The sequence below is a fragment of the Dorea sp. MB18-49 genome (assembly GCF_023669465.1).
Lineage (GTDB): Bacteria > Bacillota > Clostridia > Lachnospirales > Lachnospiraceae > Dorea_A > Dorea_A longicatena.
In genome coordinates this window covers 132,812-153,255 of sequence record NZ_JAMOYX010000001.1, presented here as the reverse complement: position 1 = coordinate 153,255, position 20,444 = coordinate 132,812, and the positions used below count along the sequence as shown (strand labels likewise).

Annotated in this window: 20 protein-coding genes, 1 pseudogene and 1 other annotated feature; of the genes and pseudogenes, 3 read left to right on the top strand and 18 right to left on the bottom strand. The window is 42.0% G+C overall.

Features of this window, described 5'->3' with window-relative positions; all coding sequences use genetic code 11:
- Positions 1 to 14 precede the first annotated feature (14 nt).
- The 4 genes and pseudogenes from NCY30_RS00800 to garR all read right to left on the bottom strand — a co-directional run bounded on the left by NCY30_RS00800 (position 15) and on the right by garR (position 4,306).
- On the bottom strand, positions 15 to 1,319 hold the full coding sequence (locus tag NCY30_RS00800) for a four-carbon acid sugar kinase family protein (protein WP_044920258.1): 1,305 nt from the start codon (positions 1,317 to 1,319) through the stop codon (positions 15 to 17).
- Positions 1,320 to 1,612: 293 nt separating this feature from the next.
- A pseudogene (locus tag NCY30_RS00795) lies at positions 1,613 to 1,930 on the bottom strand (GntP family permease); the annotation flags it as partial.
- A gap of 48 nt (positions 1,931 to 1,978) precedes the next feature.
- Positions 1,979 to 3,403: a four-carbon acid sugar kinase family protein gene (locus NCY30_RS00790; protein ID WP_250818391.1), complete on the bottom strand. Its 1,425-nt coding sequence runs from the start codon at positions 3,401 to 3,403 to the stop codon at positions 1,979 to 1,981.
- A gap of 12 nt (positions 3,404 to 3,415) precedes the next feature.
- Entirely contained in the window at positions 3,416 to 4,306 is an 891-nt protein-coding gene (gene garR / locus NCY30_RS00785) for a 2-hydroxy-3-oxopropionate reductase (RefSeq protein WP_171054387.1), read from the bottom strand.
- A 377-nt stretch (positions 4,307 to 4,683) separates the two neighbouring features.
- On the opposite strand from garR, the gene NCY30_RS00780 reads away from it, so the two are divergent.
- Positions 4,684 to 5,328, top strand: coding sequence for a GntR family transcriptional regulator (locus tag NCY30_RS00780; RefSeq protein WP_006428019.1), 645 nt, complete (start codon positions 4,684 to 4,686; stop codon positions 5,326 to 5,328).
- Between the two features lie 62 nt (positions 5,329 to 5,390).
- Here the strand turns inward: NCY30_RS00780 and NCY30_RS00775 are convergent, their stop codons facing one another.
- On the bottom strand, positions 5,391 to 6,395 hold the full coding sequence (locus NCY30_RS00775; RefSeq protein ID WP_022416012.1) for a bifunctional HD family hydrolase/N-acetyltransferase: 1,005 nt from the start codon (positions 6,393 to 6,395) through the stop codon (positions 5,391 to 5,393).
- A 71-nt stretch (positions 6,396 to 6,466) separates the two neighbouring features.
- Positions 6,467 to 7,324 carry a patatin-like phospholipase family protein gene (locus NCY30_RS00770; protein WP_022416011.1) on the bottom strand — a complete coding sequence of 286 codons (858 nt, stop codon included), beginning with the start codon at positions 7,322 to 7,324 and terminating at the stop codon, positions 6,467 to 6,469.
- Between the two features lie 254 nt (positions 7,325 to 7,578).
- Here NCY30_RS00770 and NCY30_RS00765 point away from each other — a divergent pair, with 254 nt between their 5' ends.
- Positions 7,579 to 9,210 (top strand): ABC-F family ATP-binding cassette domain-containing protein, encoded by a 1,632-nt coding sequence (locus NCY30_RS00765; protein WP_130096255.1) that lies wholly within the window; start codon positions 7,579 to 7,581, stop codon positions 9,208 to 9,210.
- Between the two features lie 212 nt (positions 9,211 to 9,422).
- Here the strand turns inward: NCY30_RS00765 and NCY30_RS00760 are convergent, their stop codons facing one another.
- A complete protein-coding gene (locus NCY30_RS00760; protein WP_055180338.1) occupies positions 9,423 to 9,944 on the bottom strand; it encodes a hypothetical protein in 522 nt (173 codons plus the stop codon).
- A gap of 48 nt (positions 9,945 to 9,992) precedes the next feature.
- Positions 9,993 to 10,631 (bottom strand): histidine phosphatase family protein, encoded by a 639-nt coding sequence (locus tag NCY30_RS00755; RefSeq protein WP_173787755.1) that lies wholly within the window; start codon positions 10,629 to 10,631, stop codon positions 9,993 to 9,995.
- Positions 10,632 to 10,835: 204 nt separating this feature from the next.
- Between NCY30_RS00755 and NCY30_RS00750 the strand changes: the two genes are divergently transcribed.
- A complete protein-coding gene (locus NCY30_RS00750) occupies positions 10,836 to 11,315 on the top strand; it encodes an S-ribosylhomocysteine lyase (protein WP_006427928.1) in 480 nt (159 codons plus the stop codon).
- Between the two features lie 60 nt (positions 11,316 to 11,375).
- On the opposite strand, the gene rplT is transcribed toward NCY30_RS00750, so the two are convergent.
- The 10 genes from rplT to NCY30_RS00700 all read right to left on the bottom strand — a co-directional run bounded on the left by rplT (position 11,376) and on the right by NCY30_RS00700 (position 20,018).
- Positions 11,376 to 11,732, bottom strand: a complete 357-nt coding sequence (rplT, locus tag NCY30_RS00745; protein WP_006427929.1) for a 50S ribosomal protein L20 — start codon at positions 11,730 to 11,732, stop codon at positions 11,376 to 11,378.
- 36 nt (positions 11,733 to 11,768) lie between these two features.
- Positions 11,769 to 11,966 carry a 50S ribosomal protein L35 gene (gene rpmI, locus NCY30_RS00740; RefSeq protein WP_006427930.1) on the bottom strand — a complete coding sequence of 66 codons (198 nt, stop codon included), beginning with the start codon at positions 11,964 to 11,966 and terminating at the stop codon, positions 11,769 to 11,771.
- A gap of 32 nt (positions 11,967 to 11,998) precedes the next feature.
- Positions 11,999 to 12,493 carry a translation initiation factor IF-3 gene (gene infC / locus NCY30_RS00735; protein ID WP_006427931.1) on the bottom strand — a complete coding sequence of 165 codons (495 nt, stop codon included), beginning with the start codon at positions 12,491 to 12,493 and terminating at the stop codon, positions 11,999 to 12,001.
- Between the two features lie 294 nt (positions 12,494 to 12,787).
- Positions 12,788 to 13,651: a DegV family protein gene (locus NCY30_RS00730; RefSeq protein WP_006427932.1), complete on the bottom strand. Its 864-nt coding sequence runs from the start codon at positions 13,649 to 13,651 to the stop codon at positions 12,788 to 12,790.
- 46 nt (positions 13,652 to 13,697) lie between these two features.
- Positions 13,698 to 15,047, bottom strand: a complete 1,350-nt coding sequence (locus tag NCY30_RS00725) for an MATE family efflux transporter (RefSeq protein ID WP_006427933.1) — start codon at positions 15,045 to 15,047, stop codon at positions 13,698 to 13,700.
- 129 nt (positions 15,048 to 15,176) lie between these two features.
- Positions 15,177 to 16,541 (bottom strand): spore germination protein, encoded by a 1,365-nt coding sequence (locus tag NCY30_RS00720; protein WP_022416006.1) that lies wholly within the window; start codon positions 16,539 to 16,541, stop codon positions 15,177 to 15,179.
- 85 nt (positions 16,542 to 16,626) lie between these two features.
- Positions 16,627 to 17,142, bottom strand: coding sequence for a deoxyuridine 5'-triphosphate nucleotidohydrolase (locus NCY30_RS00715; RefSeq protein ID WP_006427935.1), 516 nt, complete (start codon positions 17,140 to 17,142; stop codon positions 16,627 to 16,629).
- Positions 17,143 to 17,287: 145 nt separating this feature from the next.
- The gene (locus tag NCY30_RS00710; RefSeq protein ID WP_022416005.1) at positions 17,288 to 18,061 is read right to left on the bottom strand and encodes an ABC transporter ATP-binding protein; all 774 of its coding nucleotides are present in this window, start codon (positions 18,059 to 18,061) and stop codon (positions 17,288 to 17,290) included.
- Positions 18,054 to 18,935 carry an ABC transporter permease gene (locus tag NCY30_RS00705; RefSeq protein ID WP_022416004.1) on the bottom strand — a complete coding sequence of 294 codons (882 nt, stop codon included), beginning with the start codon at positions 18,933 to 18,935 and terminating at the stop codon, positions 18,054 to 18,056. Before NCY30_RS00705 ends, NCY30_RS00710 begins: the two co-directional genes overlap by 8 nt.
- Before the next feature lie 66 nt (positions 18,936 to 19,001).
- A complete protein-coding gene (locus NCY30_RS00700) occupies positions 19,002 to 20,018 on the bottom strand; it encodes an ABC transporter substrate-binding protein (RefSeq protein ID WP_022416003.1) in 1,017 nt (338 codons plus the stop codon).
- A gap of 151 nt (positions 20,019 to 20,169) precedes the next feature.
- Positions 20,170 to 20,439, bottom strand: a binding site (T-box leader).
- Positions 20,440 to 20,444: the final 5 nt, after the last annotated feature.

The following is a 20,444-nucleotide window of genomic DNA, read 5'->3' as shown; positions in this document are numbered from 1 at the left end:
TCTCTCACCCTTTCTTAGATATATAATTTTTCTTTCAAATAAGTAATACACTTATTGATCGCATCTTTATTTCCCTGACTTCCACCCTTGGTAATGATATGTACACCTTCAAACTCTCCTTTTAAGAATTGTCCGTAAGCTGCAAGTGGAAGTACTTCATCCAACAGACTTAAGCCTGCGGTATCGAACTTTTTACAGACAGCAACTGTGATATCCCCGCCACTTGTATACAGTCCTTTGAATGTATCTTCTGCCTTGAAGATACGATACGTGATCTCCGCGAATCCACTATTGATCATTTCTGTCACTTCATCCAGTGAACACTGATATCGCTCCATATACGGTGTAAAATCAATTCTGTTCTCCGGATAGATTCCGTCTCCTGTTACGGTTGATATATTATTCCTGTCACATTCACCCAGAATGGAATTGACCACCCTTCTGATCTCCAGTTCTCTGCGTTTTTCACCTTCCAGAAGTTCTCTTGTATGAACGAATTCATTATGCGTTCTCTGTGAAAGCCACAATTCTTCCATCTGGGCCGTGGTATTGGCATTCACGCTTCCTACCACTGCAAGGATCTTGGTCTTCTGTTTTTTCTTATTCGGCGTGATCAGCTTTCTGGATAACGTTGCGGTAAATACTCCCGGATCTACGGCAATCACTTTTAATCCGCTGGTGATCACTGCATCGGCGATCAAGTCCAGATCTTCCTGTGTAATACAGTCTAAAGTGATGATCCGGCTTCCTTCCTCCACACATTTTTTCATCAAATCAGCAAGATAATGCTTTCCATGCATCAGATCTTTCATATAGATCGTGGATACCTGATATTTACTCTGCTGCTTAAAAAGTTCTCCTACTTCTGATATCTTCACCGGTGTCTTCGGATCAACTGCAATATTCGTCTTATGTAACGGCAGTCCGTCCACCAGCATATATCCGCCACAGATAATTCTTCCCGAAGCCGGAAAACACGGTGCCACAATTGCTATATAATCCTCTCCCAGGCTGTCCAGCATCGCATCGGTCTCACTTCCGAGATTTCCGCGAAGTGTACTGTCAATCCGGTTGGCATATACTTTGACATCGTCATCCTTAAGCAGATTGCAGACATTGTATACCCGGTTATATGCGATTTTTGCATCTACTCCTCTGCTGTCTGTCGGGTATAATACACAGTCACAGTCCGACAAAGTAGACAGTTCGATCCGTTCTGTGTTCATAACTGTGTATGCTTTATAATTCATCTTTTTCAGTAATACTCCTGTTGCATTGGCCCCTGTCAGGTCATCTGCGATTACAACACACTGCGGCATAATTATTCTCCTTTTTTCACATTTTCAAACGTTTTATACTGTTCGTTTATGTTTATATATTATCTCTAATGTTTATTTTTGTCAATATAATCTATTTTTTATCAATCTTTTTGTTTGTTTTCACAATATATCATGTTTATTTTTGTTTATTTTTATTTAGCTAGCCACCAATACATTTCCTTACATACTTTGATATAAAAAAGCCGATCGGAAATTATGGGGCACTACTCATTCCACACTTTCCGGTCAGCTCATTTTTGTATATCAAAGTATACAAGAATTTCTGATATTCTTTACATAAATATATTAAGTATCAACACTTCAACTACACCGACAGCCCATGCTACCGTTGATGTTACAGACCAGATCGTTAACTGATCTTTCGCCTCGCTGACACCTAAGGTTCTGTTTACTACCCAGAAATAACTGTCGTTGAAGTATCCGAAGAATAAAGATCCTACGCAGCATGCCACTGCTCCAAGGATCGGGCTTACGCCTGATGCTGCGATGATCGGTGCTGTGATACTTGCTGCTGTCGTCATTGCTACAGTTCCTGATCCCTGAATGAATCTCATTGCTGTCGCGATCAGAAGCGGCAGGATAATGATCGGTTGCGTTTTGTCTATTTCGTCTTGTCTGTTTTTGACATGTTTTGTTATTTATTTTGCTGTCAGCACTTCCACAGCTTCTCTTAATGTTGTGATCTCACCTACGTTTCCAGGGAAGATAACGTATGGTGTCAGAGGGAATTTACTTTCTTCTCCTGTCTGCCATACCGGGATTCCAGGCTTGATCTGACCAAGAACATTCGCTTTCTTTACCGCCAGAGCTTTTGTTCCTACATCACTGGATGTAATTCCGCCTTTTGCGATTACAAAGCTTGGTGTTACACTTAAACGTCCAACCAGTGACTGTACTGCATCGGAGATCTTTACAGATAATCTTAACTCATCCTCTTTATCACCTGTATCAGCAGTAATCAGTGCTCTTGTTGTATAACAGCAGACTGTCTTTCCGGCTTTAATGCAAGTCTCTTCCAGATCCAGACATCTCTTTACTTCTTTTTCAAATGCTTCGTCATCTTTTACAAGTGTTGCATCCAGTTCGATGAATTCAATGTCTGTCAATTTCTTCAGTTCTTCCACCTGTTTTGTAGTCTTATCTGTATGAGAACCTACAACGATGATTCCTCCGTTGTCTGTCTCTTTTACCACCATCTGTTCTCTGCTAAGAAGCGGCTGATCGGTTACTCCGCCCATAACCTTTACGATAGCTGCCGCCGTACGGAACATGAATACTTTTCCCTTTGCCATTGCTCTGTACAATGCCACACAGAATACTTTTACATCTGCATAATCCACAGCATTTACAATGATCTTATTGAAGTCTTTCACTTCCATCAGCGCTTCTTCGATCTTGTCGATGTTCATATCGTGGATATCTTCCAGTGAAATGCAGGTAACATCGGAAGCTTTGTATGCCCCTTTTGTCTTCTCTTCTACATACTCCGGCATTGTCGCTGCACTGTAGCCAAATGTCTTATCTTTGGCAAACTCTGTCTCATTCGCAGGAATCAACTCTTCACCGTATTTTACATAATGTACATTATCAATCGTATATCTTCCGCCTTCTTTGAAGAACGGGCAGAGGATCTCACCGTCGATCGTCTTTCCTGTATTGGTTTCATAGTTCTTCTTCAGAAGCTCTGTCTCCAGTGGATAATGTCCACGAAGAGTAGAATCACTTCTGCTGATGAATATGTATTCTTTTCCGGTCTCTTTTGCGACTTCGTCAACCACTGCAGCGATCTCATTGTGTGCCTTGGTTGTCTGTTCCGCTGTAAATCCTCTGGAGTTGGTCAGGACATAGAATAAGTTATTCTCCTCATCAAATCCCTGACGGATTGTATCTTTTTCCCAGTTTGTGTATACGGAAATGTCATGTACCGTCTGAACTCCTGTCGGGTCATCGTCTAAGACAACGATCTTTTTATTATTCTTTTCAATTTCTTTCTTTAACAGTTCATCGATATAAGCTTCGTCAATCTTCTTATATGAAGTTAATACTTCTGCATTCAATGCCATGTTCATTCTCCTTTACTCTTCCGTCTTTTTTACTTCTACGTCAGCAAGTTTTTCGAAATACTGAACAATTCCGCCATGATCATCATTCATATGTCCGTGGATCTTCAGTGTCTGAAGGATTTCATAAAGCTGTGCTGTATATGGAATCGGTACATCGATCGAATGTGCTGTATTTACTACGTTCTTGATATCTTTATGGTTGATTCTGATCGGTCCGCCTGGTTTGAAGTTACGCTCGATGATCATCGGGATCTTGGCATCAAGTACTGCGCTTCCTGCAAGTCCTCCGCGGATCGCATGATATACTTTTTCCGGATCTGCTCCTGCTTTTGTAGCAAGTACAAATGCTTCAGATACCACTGCAATTGTGTTATTAACGATTACCTGGTTTGCAAGCTTTGTAACACTTCCGCTTCCGCTTCCACCAATCAGTAACGCAGAAGATCCAAGAATGTCAAAATACTCTTTCATTGCATCGAAGTCTTCCTGATCTCCTCCGGCCATGATTGCAAGTGTTCCTGCAACAGCTCCAGGCTCTCCTCCGGATACCGGTGCATCTACGAATCCTACACCTTTATCTTTCAGTCCTTCGTAGCATTCCTTTGATTCTACCGGTGTTACAGAACTCATATCACATACAACGGTTCCTTCTTTGATGGTCGATGCAACACCGTCTTCATCAAATAAGATAGATTTGGAAATTGCTCCGCTTGGAACCATGATGATAATTCTTCCACACTGCTCACCAATTTCTGCGTATGTTGCTTCTTTTGCTCCTGCTGCTACAACATCTGCAACTGCTTCTTTATTTAAATCAGATACCAGCAGCTCTACACCTGCATTCAATAAGTTCTTTGCCATCGGTCTTCCCATGATACCAAGTCCAATAAATCCTACTTTCATTTTCATACATCCTTTCTCTTTTTCACTCCACATGATCGTTTACTTTCACAACATAGTTTACACTTGTTCATTTCCGTTCGGATCAGTGAAATGTGTCGTTCTTTTTTGTTTCTGACTACACTTTACTACATACCGGTATACCGGTCAAGACGTTATTTTTCTTTCTCTTATTTCACCAGTTTTCCGCCTCTATTTTTGTCTATTTTTAACATATACATCGCTTTTCTTTCGTTATTTTCTTAACATTATAGACAACTTTTTTCACCCTTGTTTTCCTTTTCACTTGACCGATTTCAGCCCGTATTGTATGATATTTATAGCGAAAAACGCATGAATTTTGTTAAATAAATAATTATCGTGAAATATAAGGAGTTACTATGACACCACTCAATGAACAAGCTTATAATTATCTCCAGAAATTGATCATGGAGAATCATTTTTCCTATCAGGAAGTCTATTCCGAGACAAAATTATCAAAAGAACTTGGAATTTCGCGCACCCCGCTAAGAGATGCCGTGCACAGACTTGCACAGGAAGGTTATATTGATATTATTCCCAGCAAAGGATTTATGTTGCATCAGATGAACCGGAAGGATGTAAATGAAACATTTCAGGTACGTTCTGCACTGGAAACATACTGCACCGTTCAGATCAGTAAAGCTTCTTCTACCCGCAAAGCGAAAAAGCTTTTTAAAGAGCTAGACTGGATCATGGAGTGCATGAACGATATTATGGAAACTACACATTCTATCAAAGAATTTTCCGAATATGATTTTCAGTTTCACACAAAAATCATAGATTATCTGGAAAATGAACAGTTTTCAAATGTATTCGCCATGTTCATGTACCGCATGAAACGGCTGGCTGAACTCTCCCTTGCACATAAAGGCCGTATGGAACAGACTTACGAAGAACATATGGCAATTTTGGATTGTATGAAGAATGGCGATACTTCCCACATCTATGAGATTACATTGAAACATATGGAAACGCCCCGCGATATTAACCTGGAAGATCTATAGATATCAGAAAATCCTGAATACTTTAGCCTTTTCCTTTTGAACCAAAAACCGTGTAGCTATTTTTAGCCACACGGTTTTTCCATATATATTTCTTCTGTTTTCTTTGTATTTCCTATTTCCCGGAACCCATATCTTTCATAAAATGCTTTTGCAGTTTGTGTATGAAGCATACCATACAGATGCCCGTTTTCCTTCATGATCTGATTCATCATGATTGTTCCAAACCCCTGCCCACGATACGCTTCTTCTATGACCAGATCCATCAGGTAAAATGTCGTCACACCATCCGTCAGAACTCTCGCAAATCCGATCTGCCTGTCTTTTTCGCCTTCACTGATGCAGTCACTCAGAAATAATCCATACGGACAGGCATTCTCCATACTTTTTCTGATCAGCTCTTCCGTTCTGTCTTTTGCCCAGTCCGTACTGTGCAGAAGTGCTGCCACTTCTTCCAGATGCATATTCTCCACACCTTTTCTTATATAGTAAGACTGTCCCCTTTCTTCTCCCTCTGAGGCAATCTTATCTGCCGATATCCGTCGGATCACTTCACGCAGCTTCGCAAGATACGGATCTGCCTTACATTCTTTTTCTCCATAAGTCATCTGAAGATCATATTCTAGTGGAAGCCACGTTGCAATATCTGCCTCATTATGTTGGATCAATGCTTCCATCTTATCCAGTGCATGTACGATTTTCGCTTCCATCGTCTCTGCTTTTTCCAGTTCATCAAACAGCGCATCCAGTTCTTTTCGTTCCCTTTCCGGGAGCATCGCTGTCACATTGCTGATTGCACTTTCTTCTACTTCTCGGTCAGAATCTGTCTTCACAAATACCGGAATATCTCCGGTCACTGCTTCTCCCAGATCATGGAACAGGCTCATCCTCATCACCTTGTCCATATCACAATCCGGGAATTCTTCTTTTACCAGCCATGCAAACACGCACAGACGGTAGGTATGTTCTGCTACACTTTCCCGTCTGTTCTCTGCCGTTCTGGAATGGCGCATATTACATTTCAGGCGTTCTGCCACGCCCATAAAATCTAGTAATGTTCTTGGTTCCATTCTCTGTCTCATCCTGTTTTTATTTTTCTTACTCTGTTTATTTCCATAAACATTATAATCTGCTTTTATATTTATTCGTTCAGATACTCCAGCAGTCCCTGATATTCTTTCTTCATCAGTCTGTTTCCATGCATATAGAAATGCTGCAGCTTGTCATAATCCTTTTCCATACGGGACACAGTCGGGATCAGCGGACGGATCACGAATATCTTTCCTTCTTCTTCCAGCTTTTCGATCAGTTTCATCTGCTTGTTGTATACAGCATTTCTTGTCATGATCGTACGTACCAGATTCGGATATTTCTTATAAGCTCTTTTATAAAGCTGTTCCGTTGCTTTTACCGCTCTCTTCTTGCGGTAGCCCGGATTTCTCGTCAATACTACAACAATCTTGTCATTTCCTTTTTCCAATGCATATTCAATTGGAATGGAATCAGCAAGGCCGCCGTCCATATACGGGATTCCGTCTACATTTGCAATCGGTGCCGCAAGCGGCATACTGCTCGATGCACGGCAGATCTTCATCAGACGTTCCGCATCTTTATCTTCCGACAGATATTCTGCATCTCCCGTGATACAGTTCGTAACCACCAGCTCACATTCCATCTCAGATGCAAAATAAGTCTCAAAATCAAATGGATAAATTTCGTTCGGAAATTTATCGAACAGCATATCCATATCCATCAGGGCTTTTTCTTTCAGGGTCTTCTTTAAACCATATACATAATCGTATTCTTTCTCACGATGGATCACACATTCCCGGCTCCGCCCAGCCTGTTTCGACACATAATCAACCGCATTACACGCACCTGCCGATACGCCGATCACATTGGACATATACATGTCCTTTTCCATCAGATAATCAAGAACTCCAGATGTAAATACTCCGCGGTTTGCCCCGCCTTCCAGTACTAATGTTGCTTTTACCATAAGCCTTACCTCTCTTTAGCTTTATAATCTTCGTAAATTTGTCTGCGCATTTTTATCGTTTATCTACAGAACCTGCCACCGACAGCTCTGCGCATGATACTGCTATCATTATATACCCTTTTTCATAGAAGGAAAAGAGGAACTTCCCTTGCTATTTTCCTTTATCTCTGGTACTATATGCTAGTCAGCGTCTGCAAATCCGGGCGCAGTCACTATCAACGAAGATTCAAACGACAAGGAGAATACAAACCAATATGATTAGTACAAGTAATGTAACATTACGGGTTGGTAAAAAAGCCCTGTTCGAAGATGTTAATATTAAATTTACAGAAGGAAACTGCTACGGTCTGATTGGAGCAAACGGTGCGGGTAAATCTACATTTCTTAAGATTCTGTCCGGACAGCTTGAGCCGACGAACGGAGAGGTCATCATCACACCGGGTGAACGTCTTTCTTTCCTGCAGCAGGATCATTTCAAATACGACGAATATCCGGTTCTGGATACCGTTATGATGGGAAATGCAAGACTGTATGAGATCATGAAAGAAAAAGAAGCCATCTATGCAAAAGAAGATTTCACCGATGAAGACGGTATGAAAGCCAGCGAACTGGAAGGTGAATTCGCAGCCATGAACGGATGGGAAGCGGAATCTGATGCTGCCACATTATTAAATGGTCTTGGAATTCCGGTTGAAATGCATTATGAAATGCTGAAGAACTTAAATGGTCCGGAGAAGGTTAAGGTCCTGCTTGCACAGGCACTGTTCGGTAATCCGGACATTCTGCTCCTCGACGAGCCTACTAACCACTTAGACCTCGATGCGATCGCATGGCTGGAAGAATTCTTGATTAACTTTGACAATACCGTCATCGTTGTATCCCATGACCGTTACTTCCTGAATAAGGTCTGCACACAGATCGCCGATATCGATTATGGTAAGATCAAGCTCTATGCCGGTAACTATGACTTCTGGTATGAGTCAAGCCAGCTTCTGATCCGTCAGATGAAAGAAGCCAATAAGAAAAAAGAAGAAAAGATCAAAGAGTTACAGGAATTCATCTCACGTTTCAGTGCCAATGCTTCAAAGTCTAAACAGGCTACTTCCAGAAAACGTGCCCTGGAGAAGATTCAGCTTGATGACATCCAGCCATCCAGCCGTAAATATCCTTACATCGACTTCCGTCCGAACCGCGAGATTGGTAACGAAGTACTGACGGTAGAAGGATTAAGCAAAACAATTGACGGCGAAAAGGTTCTGGATAACATTTCCTTTACTCTGAACCACGATGACAAGGTTGCATTCGTCGGAAGCAATGAGCTTGCCAAGACAACGCTCTTCCAGATCCTTGCAGGAGAGATGGAACCGGACGAAGGTACTTATAAATGGGGAATCACTACAACTCAGGCTTACTTCCCACTCGACAGCGGAAGTGAATTCGACAACGATTACAGCATCGTAGACTGGCTGACACAGTATTCGGAAGAAAAAGATGCCACTTATGTACGTGGATTCCTTGGACGTATGCTGTTCTCCGGTGATGACGGTGTGAAGAAGGTACGTGTTCTTTCCGGAGGAGAGAAGGTACGCTGTCTGTTATCCAAGATGATGATCAGCGGTGCCAATGTACTGATCCTCGACGAGCCTACCAACCACCTGGATATGGAAAGCATCACCGCACTCAACAACGGAATGACAAAATTTCCTGGTGTACTGCTCTTCTCTTCCAGAGACCACCAGATCGTGCAGACCACAGCCAACCGTATCATGGAGATCGTACCGGGCGGTAAACTGATTGATAAGATTACGACTTATGATGAATATCTTGAAAGTGATGAGATGGCTCGTAAGAGACAGACTTATACGGTTCAGGAGGAAGATAATTAGATTGCTGTTAAATGCATAAAGCGGTCGTTACCCTGACCTCCATAAAACTTCCCAGCTACACACAAGGGTTATAATTCCGCTATTGAATTCATTATCATTGGCCTATCACGACATGAGAAAGACTTGGTATTCTGGTTCTGGCGTATATGGAGCGATGTTAGAACCAGAATACCAAGTCTTTCTCATGGACCGGGGTAAGCCACGATGATGAACTAAACAGCAAGCCGATCATGCAATCTATAATACACCTGATCAAACGCTTCCTGTCTTCCATCCCCCTTAGTTGTCGACAAAATGGCATGTCTTTTTCCATTTGGTTCTGTCAGGAACAGGGTTTTCTTCACATTTCCTTGTTTTCCCACTTCTACTTTTTCCATATGATGCAGATCGTATATCCATACATCCGCATCAACTACAATGACATAATCTTTTGCAACCAGAAGCTGTTCTTCTTTCAATTCAAGTACATCTGGTGCCACAATCTGGCGGTAGAATTCATTTTTATCTTCTATTTTATCCAGTTTACTGTTGAATGCTTTTCTTCCCTTTGTATTGACCACTGCATAGACTACCGCTACAATTCCCACAATGATTGCAAGCAGATTATTAGAGAAAGAACAGATCAGTGCCAGACAAAAAAGGCTGATCCAGATTATCATCCCCGTCTGCAACGACTTAATTCTTTTTGCAGTCAAATCTGCATACTTCTGTTGTCCCACTGTTTCAATTGCCATATTCATTCTCCTTTTGCTCTTATGATATCATGATTTTTATAACTATTTTTATTTATCAGCCCATGGTCTTACTGTTTCCTCGTAATATGTAACATTTTCAGAAAGAATCGTCGCCTCTCCATTCTTCATTTCTACTTCTGTTACTCCGCAGTTACTGTGTACCCCGATTCCCCAGTACTTCTCTAACGGCTCTTTTCGGATATTATTCAGCATTCCGGCCAGTGCCGCACCATGTGTGGTGATCAGAATATTTTCATATACACCCTCAGTCTTTTTATACAGACTCTTCAGAAATTCTCCGGTTCTCTTCTTCACATCAGCAAATGATTCTCCGCCTTTCCCAGGTACGAATCCTGCCGGATCATTAAAAAATTTGTGAAAATCCTCCGGGAGTTCCCAGTTATCTCTTGCACAGCATTTTCCTTCATATTCACCAAATGCCATTTCCTCAATTCTGGCATCTTTGATGATCGGGATATCTTTCCCATACAATATAATTCTCGCCGTCTCATGTGCTCTTGACAACGGACTTGAAATACACAGATCAAACGGGATATCCCGCAATCCTTCCGCTGTTTCTTCTGCCAAACGCTTGCCAAACTGATTCAGCGGGATATCTACCTGCCCCTGAATCCTTTTTACTTTATTCCAATCAGTTTCTCCATGTCTTACCAGATAAAGCTTCATTCTCCTAATTTTTCCTCCTAAAATACCCTTTTCCATCCATGAATACACTCCACAGACACTGTTAACCGCATTGACCTCTAATGCCAATATAAAACTCAGTATATCACACCTTTTCATCTTTTTATAGTCAAATTCTGCTGAAAATGCTATAATATTTCTGCATAATATTTTGAAAAATTTTGAAAAAAAAGAGGTGTATCAATTATGGAAAAAATTGCAAGTTTTACAGTAGATCACCTGAGACTTGTTCCGGGTGTATATGTTTCCCGTGTCGACCAGGTAGCCGGTAATCCGATCACAACTTTTGATCTGCGCATGACCCGTCCCAACAAAGAACCAGTAATGAACACAGCTGAGGTTCACACCATCGAACATCTTGCCGCAACATTCTTACGCAATCATGCAGAATATGCCGACAAAACGATCTACTTCGGACCAATGGGATGCCGTACCGGATTCTATCTGATCCTCGCCGGAAGTTATGAATCCAAAGATATCGTGCCGTTATTAAAAGAAATGTATACATTTATGGCAGAATTCGAAGGTGAAGTTCCCGGAGCCGCTGCCAAAGACTGTGGCAACTATCTGGATATGAACCTTCCGATGGCGAAATATCTGTCTAAGAAATATCTTACCGAGGTTCTTGAGAATATTACTGATGAACAGTTAAATTACCCGGCATAGTATTCTTTGGTATAAAAAAACACGCAGGATTTTCCTGCGTGTTAAAATTCTCTATTAAAATTAAGCTAAAGCAGCTTTTGCAGCTTCTGCAAGTGTTGCAAATCCTTCTGCATCATTTACAGCCATCTCTGCAAGCATCTTTCTGTTCATCTCGATGTTAGCTACTTTTAAGCCGTGCATGAACTTGCTGTATGACAGACCGTTCATTCTTGCTGCAGCGTTGATACGAGCGATCCAGAGCTGACGCATCTGACGTTTGCGCTGTTTTCTTCCTGCGTATGAAGATGTAAGAGCTCTCATTACAGACTGTTTTGCAACTCTGTACTGTTTAGAACGTGCTCCTCTGTATCCTTTTGCTAACTTTAATGTTCTGTTATGTCTTTTTTTAGCGTTTAATCCGCCTTTAATTCTTGCCATGTCTTATTCTTCCTCCTTCACAAATTGAACCTTATCTTAGAGATATGGTAATACCTTCTTCATGTTCTTTACATTAGTAGCATCAGCAATTGTTGCTTTTCTAAGATTTCTTTTTCTCTTTGTAGATTTCTTAGTTAAGATATGGCTCTTGTAAGCTTTATTTCTTTTTAATTTTCCTGTACCTGTCTTTTTGAAGCGCTTTGCAGCTGCTCTATTAGTTTTAATTTTTGGCATGATATGCTCCTCCTTCAACTTGTATTGTATTTTTAACGTTTTTCAGTTAAAACCATGCTCATGCTTCTGCCTTCCATCTTAGCCGGTTTTTCAATGACTGCGATGTCACCAAGCATCTGAGCGAAATCGTCCAGAATGTGTTTGCTCTGCTGAACATGTGCCATCTCACGACCTCTGAAACGCAGTGTAACCTTTACCTTGTTACCTTTGCTGATGAACTTCTTAGCATTATTCACTTTGGTATTAAGATCGTTTGTCTCAATATTTGGTGAAAGACGCACTTCTTTTACTTCAACGGTCTTCTGTTTCTTTTTAGCCTCTTTTTCCTTTCTTGCAAGTTCATATCTGTACTTACCGTAATCAATAATCTTACAAACAGGTGGCTGAGCCTTTGGAGCAATCTTCACAAGATCCAGATCTGCTTCCTGAGCAAGCTTCATAGCTTCTCTTGGACTCATGATACCTAACTGATCTCCATTCTCTCCAATCACTCGAATTTCTTTGTCTCTAATCTGCCCGTTAATCATTAAATCGCTAATTGTCGTGCACCTCCATCATAAAATAAAATAAGTGAATAGTTCGAGACTATCCACTTGCATATCTGTATCATCAGATCTATAATCAAATCTGTATTATACTCAATATCAAACCATTAGACACCCGATTGTGCTAAGGTGAGAGTGGATACTCTACTTTCTTTTTTGCCTTACGCAACATATAATTTACCATATGTATCTGCATCTGTCAATATCTTTTTTCAAGTTTTTTATTCTCAAGTTTTTTATTATCTCAGTTTTTATATGCTACATTCTGAAATTTTATTATCTGTGCACTCCCATGCAGACTACCGCAACCATTCCCGGCCCCGTATGACCGCCGATCACAGTGCCGATATCATTCATCATGATATTCGTTACTCCCATTTTCTTACGCACCAGCTCCGCTACATACTCTGCATCCTTCGGACAATTGCCGTGCGGAATCATCACCATGTCCGGCATCTTTCCTTCGCATGCATCGATTGCCATATCCACGATCTTATTCATTGCTTTCTTTCTGCCACGTTCTTTCTTGATGATCTGAAGTTTTCCTTCATTATCCAGATAAATGATCGGCTTGATCTGCACCATCGTTCCAAGAACTGCTGCCGTCTTCGAGATACGTCCGCCTTTCTGTAAATGATTCAGATCTTCTACCATAAAGAAATGGCAGATTTTTAATTTATTCTCTTCCACCCACTGTGCAACTTCTTCCAGACTCTTTCCTTCTTTCTGAAGTTCCAGTGCTTTATAATCAATCAGTCCTTCTCCCAGACTTGCACAGAGCGTATCGATCACAACGATCTTTCTTTCCGGATATTTTTCCTGCAGTTCCTCTGCTGCTATACACATGCTGTTATATGTACCGCTAAGTCCTGATGAAAAACTAAGATGCAGGATATCTTTTCCTTCTTTCAGGATTGGTTCCAGCATATCGATTGCTGCCTGCGGACTTGGCTGTGATGTCACTGCCATCTCCCCGGCCCTTAACATGCCGTAGAATTCATCTGCGGACAGATCATACATATCACGGTAAGTATTCCCGCCGATCGTACAGTTCAGAGGAACTACCGGGATTTTTCTTTCCCACACCCACTCTTTTGGCAGATCGGATGTACTGTTGATGGTTATTACATATTCACTCATATTGAACCCCTCCTCATCCTCAAGTCTCTTTCATCTTACCACTGTCTTACATATTACGCAAAACTTTTTTCATCGTATAGATAAATACAACACTTGTCGTCACAACAGAGATTACATCTGCGATTGGCTCCGCACGGTAGATTCCCATCACCCCCATGAATTTTGGCAAAATAATTGCAAGCGGGATCAACAGAATAATCTTTCTGAGAAGCGCAATGAACAGCGACACCTTTGCCTGTCCCAGTGAAATGAACGATGTCTGGCACGCACACTGGATTCCAAAAATAGAGATTCCCAGAAAATAAACCGGCATAACCTGGCATGTCAGTTTCAACAGTTCCTGATTATTCGTAAATAATCCGGTATAAATCTGCGGTGCAAGGATTGCAACGCCTGCAAGTAAAAGCGTTCCTGCCAGACATACCAGGATCATCCGTTTCATCGTATCCTTCACACGTTCCTTATTTCCTGCGCCGTAATTATAACTGATGATCGGCTGGATTCCCTGTGTAATCCCCTGCACCGGAATTGTGATCAACTGCATGATACTCATCAGGATCGACATCGAACCAACATACAGGTCTCCGCCGTATCTCTGAAGTCCTGTATTCAGCGTGATCGTCACAAGACTTTCCGTACTCTGCATGATGAACGGCGAGATTCCAAGCCCGGCGATCATCTTGATCACATCCGCTCTCAGGCGCATATTCTTTAGCGACAGGTGCATCACAGTCTTTTCTGAAGTCAGGAAATGTACCACCCATGCCGCGCTGACCGCCTGCGACAAAATGGTTGCGATTGCCGCCCCTCGCACACCCAGATGCAGCACGAAGATAAACACCGGATCCAGACAGATATTCAAGACCGCTCCGATCAGTACCGACAACATCGCCGTCTTCGCTTCTCCCTGTCCACTGATGTAGGCATTCAACCCAAGTGCCAGCTGTACAAAGATCGTTCCGATCAGATAGATAGATATGTAATCTCTTGCATAGACAATCGTTGCATCACTTGCTCCGAATGCATAAAGGATTGGTGTCTTACATATCGAAAAGAACGCCGTCAGAATCACAGAAAAAAGGATCAGCAGTCCTGCCGAATTGCCAAGGATCTGCTCCGCTCCCTGTTTATTCTTTTTTCCAAGCTGGATTGACGCAAGCGGTGCGCCTCCCATTCCGGCAAATGCACTGAATGCCGAGATCATCGTAAGGATGGGAAATGTTACCCCAACGCCGGTCAGTGCCACATCTCCATATCCCGGAATATGACCGATGTAAATTCTGTCTACTATATTATAAAGCACATTGATAAGCTGTGCCGCCACAGAAGGAACCGCCAGAGAAAACATCAGTTTCCCCAGCGGTGCACTTCCGAGTCTTTCGTCTCTGTGATTCATTTGTATCGCTGCCTTTCTCTTGCATATTCTTTTGTATACTTGTTCTCTTATATACTCACTTTAGTATAAAAATTATTATATCATTTTCTTATTTTTGTGTACACATTCATTGCCACTTTTCACATTACACTATTTCAGGCTCACATGCAGATAACTTCTTCCGGAAAGCGTCTTATTAAAGCAGATACTGCACACCACCAGAATACAGCCCAGTGCGAATCCCCACCAATTAAATAATGCGGTCAATACCAGTAATGCCAGACGCATGAATTTTAACGCATAACCAAGTTCAAAATTCGGCTGTGTATAATTGGCTACTGCCACAAAGGCCATGTATAACATGACTTCGCTGTTAAACCACCCCGATGCTACCGAAAATTCTCCCATAACCAGACCTGCGATCACACTGAGCGGAGTGCTTAACATACTTGGCGTATTCAGTGCCGCAAGCCTCAGACCGTCGATCGCTACTTCCAGCATCAAAAGCTGATAGATCAACGGTATATTCACTGTATCCTTCACCGCCACAAAGGCAAATACTTTCGGCAGCCAGTTCAGGTTCTGCATAAAAAGCAGAAAGACCGGCGTCAGAAATATCGTCATCAGATTGATCAGTGTTCTGGATATTTTCAGATAGACACTGGTCAGTGTCGGAAAATAATAATCATTGGCCTCTTCGATCATGTCGAAGATCGATGTCGGAAGTATCATCGCAGATGGTGAATTGTCTACCAGAATTACGACTTTTCCCTCCAGAAGACATGCCGATGCCGTGTCCGGACGCTCGGTGAACTTGAACTTCGGGAATGGATTGTACCATTTCCGTCTGAACAGACATTCCGCCAGACTCTGCTGATTCATCCGCAGATCATCCGTATCCACACTCCGGATCTTGTCACGTACATTTTTCAACAGTTCCTTGTCTACCCTGTCTCCCATGTAGCAGAGTGCCACATCCGTTCTGGAACTGTCCCCGACTTCCATCATCTCCATGATCAGCGCCGGATGACGGATTCTTCTTCTCATCATTGCCGTATTATATACGAGTGTCTCTACGAAACCGTCTCTGGAACCTCGGAGGGACTTATCTTTATCCGGTTCTTCCACACTTCTTACCGGATATGTCCTGCAGTCGATCACAATACATGCCCGGTATCCATCAATGAACACACACGTTTCACCAGACAGCAGGCTTTTCAGTATCTGATCAAAATCAAACAACACTTCAACCTCAACGTATGGAATGCATGCGTTGGCAAACTCCCACACATCCTCTGGCATCTCTTCTTCCTTCACCTTCAGAAGTGCATCCATGATCTTCAACATCGTCTCTTCGCTCGTAAAACCATTTACAAAATAAAAAGAAAAAACCCTTCCTCCGATCAGCAGATCTCTTTGAATGAGGTCAAAGCTTTCCTGGATTGGAAGTGTTTCATTCATATATGCTACATTTTCTTCTCTTGTCTTAAAAACCGGGATTTCCTGGCGCGTCATGTCCTTCTCACCTCTTATATACATAGACTATACTTTCCAGTATGCCCCGGTTCTTAATATTTCATGCAGAATCCGTCATTTCCGGCTATTTTGTCGTGCTGCCAAATCCACCGTTCCTTATCTCTTCCACTTCATCATCTACCGTAATTCCATATTCCATGAAGATTCCCTGCATAAATCCCGTTCCTGCCGGAATTTCCACTGTTTTCCCTTCATTTGTATCATTGGTGATCTTTGCGAAAATATGCCCCTCATTATCTGAATAATAATAATCGCTGTCGATGATTCCTACTGTATTATTCAACTGCAGGCGGAATTTGAATCCCAGACCGCTTCTTGGATAGCACTGAAGCACCCAGTTATCTTCCATCTTCGCACGGATTCCGGTTGGAATCTTAGCCGTTTCTCCCGGTTTTAAAGTGATGGCTGCCGGCGCATAAAAATCATATCCTGCGGATCCTTTTGTTGCGCGTTTTGGAAGTTTTAAGGAATCATAGACTTCCCTGATCTGCTCATCGGAAGCTTCTCCGATCGCATCTGTGTATCCTCCTTTAAACTGTTCAAAACTTACCTTTTCAAATTTCGCAATTCTTTTTGCCATGTGTATGTCCTCTTTCTTATATTCTTTGTATTTTTATACATTTCTTTTTTATCACCGGATCCTTCTCTTTTGTATCCGGCAGCCACAAAAGAAAGCACAGCCTTTAAAGCTGTGCTTTTTACTGGCATATTCAGTATAACATCTTTTAGTTGCCACACTCAATACTGATTTCATTAAATAACGCCAGGATATCATCTACCGACATCTTGTCTTTTTCTTCTCCTTTTTTATCCAGGATCGCATTTCCCTGATGCATCATCACAAGACGGTTGCCATATTCGATCGCATATCTTAAGTTATGTGTAACCATGATCGTTGTAAGATTCTTTTCTTTTACGATCTTATCGGTCAGCTCCATGATCAGTTCAGCGGTCTTCGGATCCAGTGCTGCCGTATGTTCATCCAGGATCAGGAACTCGATCGGTGTCATGGTAGACATCAGAAGTGCCATTGCCTGACGCTGTCCGCCGGATAATGCACCGACTTTGACGTCCATCTTATCTTCCAGACCGAGTCCGAGCTGGCTTAACTGTTCTCTGTAATACTCAATTCTTGCCTTGTTCGTTCCTCTGGAAAGGCCGAATACCTTTCCTTTATTGTCTGCCAGCGACATATTTTCCAGAATGGTCATGCTCGGGCAGGTTCCCATTGCGGGATTCTGATAGACACGGCCGATTCTCTGGTTCCTTTTAAATTCTTTCTGCTTTGTAATATCCGATCCGTTGATCAGGATCTGTCCGCCTTCTACCGGAATACTTCCACAGATAATATTTAACATCGATGTCTTTCCGGAACCGTTACTTCCTACAACAGATACGAACTCCCCTTTGTCGATCGTCAGGTTGAAATTCTGGAACAGACACATCTCATTTACGGTTCCCGGATTGTAATATTTATGAATTCCTTTTAACTCAAGCATTGGTGTTCACCTTCTTCTTTCTCTCCATACTGATGATAAGTACAATCAGAAACAGAACTGCTGTTACCAGTTTCATTGCCTGCGGATCAAAATTACGGAGTGCAATTGCCACACAGGCTTTATAAATGATTGAACCGATCAGTACCGCTGTTGTCGTACGCAGCAGCGTCAGTTTACGGAAAATGCTGGTTCCAATGATCACACTTGCAAGGCCGATGACCATTGCTCCGGTTCCCATTGAAATTTCAAATACTCGCTCCTCCTGTGTAAACACACATCCGGCCAACGCTACCAGGCCGTTTGAGATTGCAAGTCCAAGGATCTTGATATTGCCTTTATCTTTTGCAAGAGACACTACCAGTACGTCATTGTCACCAACGGCTCTTAACAGAAATCCGGACTTTGTATTCAGATAAAGGTCCAGCAATACTTTACAGATCACTGCCAGCACCAGGATAATGATCAATGTTGAATACAGTACAAGTGCATCCGGGATGATCTTATCCATCAGGTCATTTTTGAAAATAGTCTTCTGTGAAAACAACGGCACATTGGCCGTTCCCGCTATGTAAAGATTGATCGTCCACAGTGCTGTCATCATAATGATTCCCGAGAGAAGATCTCTGACCTTACATTTCACATGGATCAGTCCGGTGCAGATTCCTGCGACTGCCCCTGCAAGAAACGAAAGGATCAGTGTGATGTATGGATTCATTCCTCTTGTAAGAAGGGCAGCCGTGATTGCTGCCCCCAGAGGGAAACTTCCATCCACCGTAAGATCCGGAAAGTCCAATATTTTGTATGTGATATAAATCCCCAGTGCCAGGATCCCATAGATCAGACCCTGTTCTAATATCGATATGATGAAATTCATGAAAAAATGCCTCCCAATTTTTGTCTGTCTCAGACGTTTCTCTTTTTGTACTTTGCCCTTTCCGGCTTATTCTGCTGTAATCTCGTCAAAACTTTCTACTGCGTTATTTGCAAGATCATCCGGAACCGTAATTCCAAGATTCTCTGCTACTTTGTTATTTACATAGAATCCAGGCTCTGTGATCGTCTCAAAGTTCTGTTCAGAAGCCTTTGCTTCGCCTTTTAATACTTTTGCTGCCATCTTACCTGTCTGTTTTCCAAGAGCAATATAATCTATTCCTTCTGCTGCAAGACATCCGATCTTTACCTGTTCAATTTCACTTCCGAATACCGGGATTTTCTTTTCATTTGCCTTATCCAGGATAGTCGGAAGAGATGCAACTACGGTGTTGTCTGTCAGGTTGGTGATGCAGTCTACTTTGCTTAACAGATCATCTGCCGCAAGGGATACATCTGCCGTTGTTGTGATTCCTTTTTCTACAAGTTCGAAATCATATTTCTTAACCAGACTCTTATATTCTTCGATTGCTGATACAGAGTTTGCTTCGCTTGTTGTGTACATGATACCAATCTTCTTTGCATCCGGAAGCATCTCGCGGATCATCTTAAGCTGTTCTTCTACCGGAAGTTTGTCAGATGTTCCGGTTACTTCTCCTACTGGCTTTCCATCTTTATCTGCAAGTTCTGCTGCTACAGGATCTGTAACTGCAGTGTAGATAACCGGGATATCTGCTTTCATTGCTGCATTGTATGCACTCTGTGCACTTGGTGTTGCGATCGCACATACCAGATCTACTTTATCAGATACCAGACTGTCGGAAATCTGTTTTGCAGTTCCCATATCTGCCGCTGCATTTTTATATTTTACTGTCAGGTTGTCGCCTTCTTTGATTCCTTCGTCCTCCAGACCTTTTAAGAAACCTTCTCTGCAGTTATCAAGAGAACCATGCTCTGCAAACTGCTCAATTCCGATGGTATAAGACTCTTTCTTGTCACTTCCGGAATCGGATGATTTGCCACATCCTGCTGCCATTGCTGTTACCATTGCTGCTGTTAATAATACTGTTACCATTTTCTTTTTCATAATCTTTTTTCTCCTTTTCCTGTATGAAATATTGTTGTTGTCTACAGATTGCAATTGCCAGCCCTCTGTAACTGCTAGGAGAGAAAATCTTTCATCGATAACGTCTGTCATACCTTTTTTTGATAAAAAGAAAACCGCCCCAAACCAAAAGGTTTGAGGCGGTAATAAAATCTATTATTATCGCGGTACCACTCAAATTGACGAATCGTCCACTTTCTCATGTACTAACATACACTCCTGATTGATAACGGGTTCGGTTCCCGACAAGCCATACTCTCTTGAATTACATATATTCATAAATTCTTGATTTCAGACTGCCCTCGAAAGTCCATTCACTTATCAACTTCATACAGCAATCACACCACCTGCTGCTCTCTTGGATGTCATTGTATAAGCTACTCCTCTTTCTCAACGGTTTTGCTTTGT

What these genes read in the sequence shown, in the direction of transcription:
- NCY30_RS00800 (WP_044920258.1), bottom strand. Translation starts at nt 1,319, where the DNA reads ATGCCGCAGTGTGTTGTAATCGCAGATGACCTGACAGGGGCCAATGCA.
- NCY30_RS00790 (WP_250818391.1), bottom strand. Translation starts at nt 3,403, where the DNA reads ATGGCATTGAATGCAGAAGTATTAACTTCATATAAGAAGATTGACGAA.
- garR (WP_171054387.1), bottom strand. Translation starts at nt 4,306, where the DNA reads ATGAAAGTAGGATTTATTGGACTTGGTATCATGGGAAGACCGATGGCA.
- NCY30_RS00780 (WP_006428019.1), top strand. Translation starts at nt 4,684, where the DNA reads ATGACACCACTCAATGAACAAGCTTATAATTATCTCCAGAAATTGATC.
- NCY30_RS00775 (WP_022416012.1), bottom strand. Translation starts at nt 6,395, where the DNA reads ATGGAACCAAGAACATTACTAGATTTTATGGGCGTGGCAGAACGCCTG.
- NCY30_RS00770 (WP_022416011.1), bottom strand. Translation starts at nt 7,324, where the DNA reads ATGGTAAAAGCAACATTAGTACTGGAAGGCGGGGCAAACCGCGGAGTA.
- NCY30_RS00765 (WP_130096255.1), top strand. Translation starts at nt 7,579, where the DNA reads ATGATTAGTACAAGTAATGTAACATTACGGGTTGGTAAAAAAGCCCTG.
- NCY30_RS00760 (WP_055180338.1), bottom strand. Translation starts at nt 9,944, where the DNA reads ATGGCAATTGAAACAGTGGGACAACAGAAGTATGCAGATTTGACTGCA.
- NCY30_RS00755 (WP_173787755.1), bottom strand. Translation starts at nt 10,631, where the DNA reads ATGAAGCTTTATCTGGTAAGACATGGAGAAACTGATTGGAATAAAGTA.
- NCY30_RS00750 (WP_006427928.1), top strand. Translation starts at nt 10,836, where the DNA reads ATGGAAAAAATTGCAAGTTTTACAGTAGATCACCTGAGACTTGTTCCG.
- rplT (WP_006427929.1), bottom strand. Translation starts at nt 11,732, where the DNA reads ATGGCAAGAATTAAAGGCGGATTAAACGCTAAAAAAAGACATAACAGA.
- rpmI (WP_006427930.1), bottom strand. Translation starts at nt 11,966, where the DNA reads ATGCCAAAAATTAAAACTAATAGAGCAGCTGCAAAGCGCTTCAAAAAG.
- infC (WP_006427931.1), bottom strand. Translation starts at nt 12,493, where the DNA reads ATGATTAACGGGCAGATTAGAGACAAAGAAATTCGAGTGATTGGAGAG.
- NCY30_RS00730 (WP_006427932.1), bottom strand. Translation starts at nt 13,651, where the DNA reads ATGAGTGAATATGTAATAACCATCAACAGTACATCCGATCTGCCAAAA.
- NCY30_RS00725 (WP_006427933.1), bottom strand. Translation starts at nt 15,047, where the DNA reads ATGAATCACAGAGACGAAAGACTCGGAAGTGCACCGCTGGGGAAACTG.
- NCY30_RS00720 (WP_022416006.1), bottom strand. Translation starts at nt 16,541, where the DNA reads ATGACGCGCCAGGAAATCCCGGTTTTTAAGACAAGAGAAGAAAATGTA.
- NCY30_RS00715 (WP_006427935.1), bottom strand. Translation starts at nt 17,142, where the DNA reads ATGGCAAAAAGAATTGCGAAATTTGAAAAGGTAAGTTTTGAACAGTTT.
- NCY30_RS00710 (WP_022416005.1), bottom strand. Translation starts at nt 18,061, where the DNA reads ATGCTTGAGTTAAAAGGAATTCATAAATATTACAATCCGGGAACCGTA.
- NCY30_RS00705 (WP_022416004.1), bottom strand. Translation starts at nt 18,935, where the DNA reads ATGAATTTCATCATATCGATATTAGAACAGGGTCTGATCTATGGGATC.
- NCY30_RS00700 (WP_022416003.1), bottom strand. Translation starts at nt 20,018, where the DNA reads ATGAAAAAGAAAATGGTAACAGTATTATTAACAGCAGCAATGGTAACA.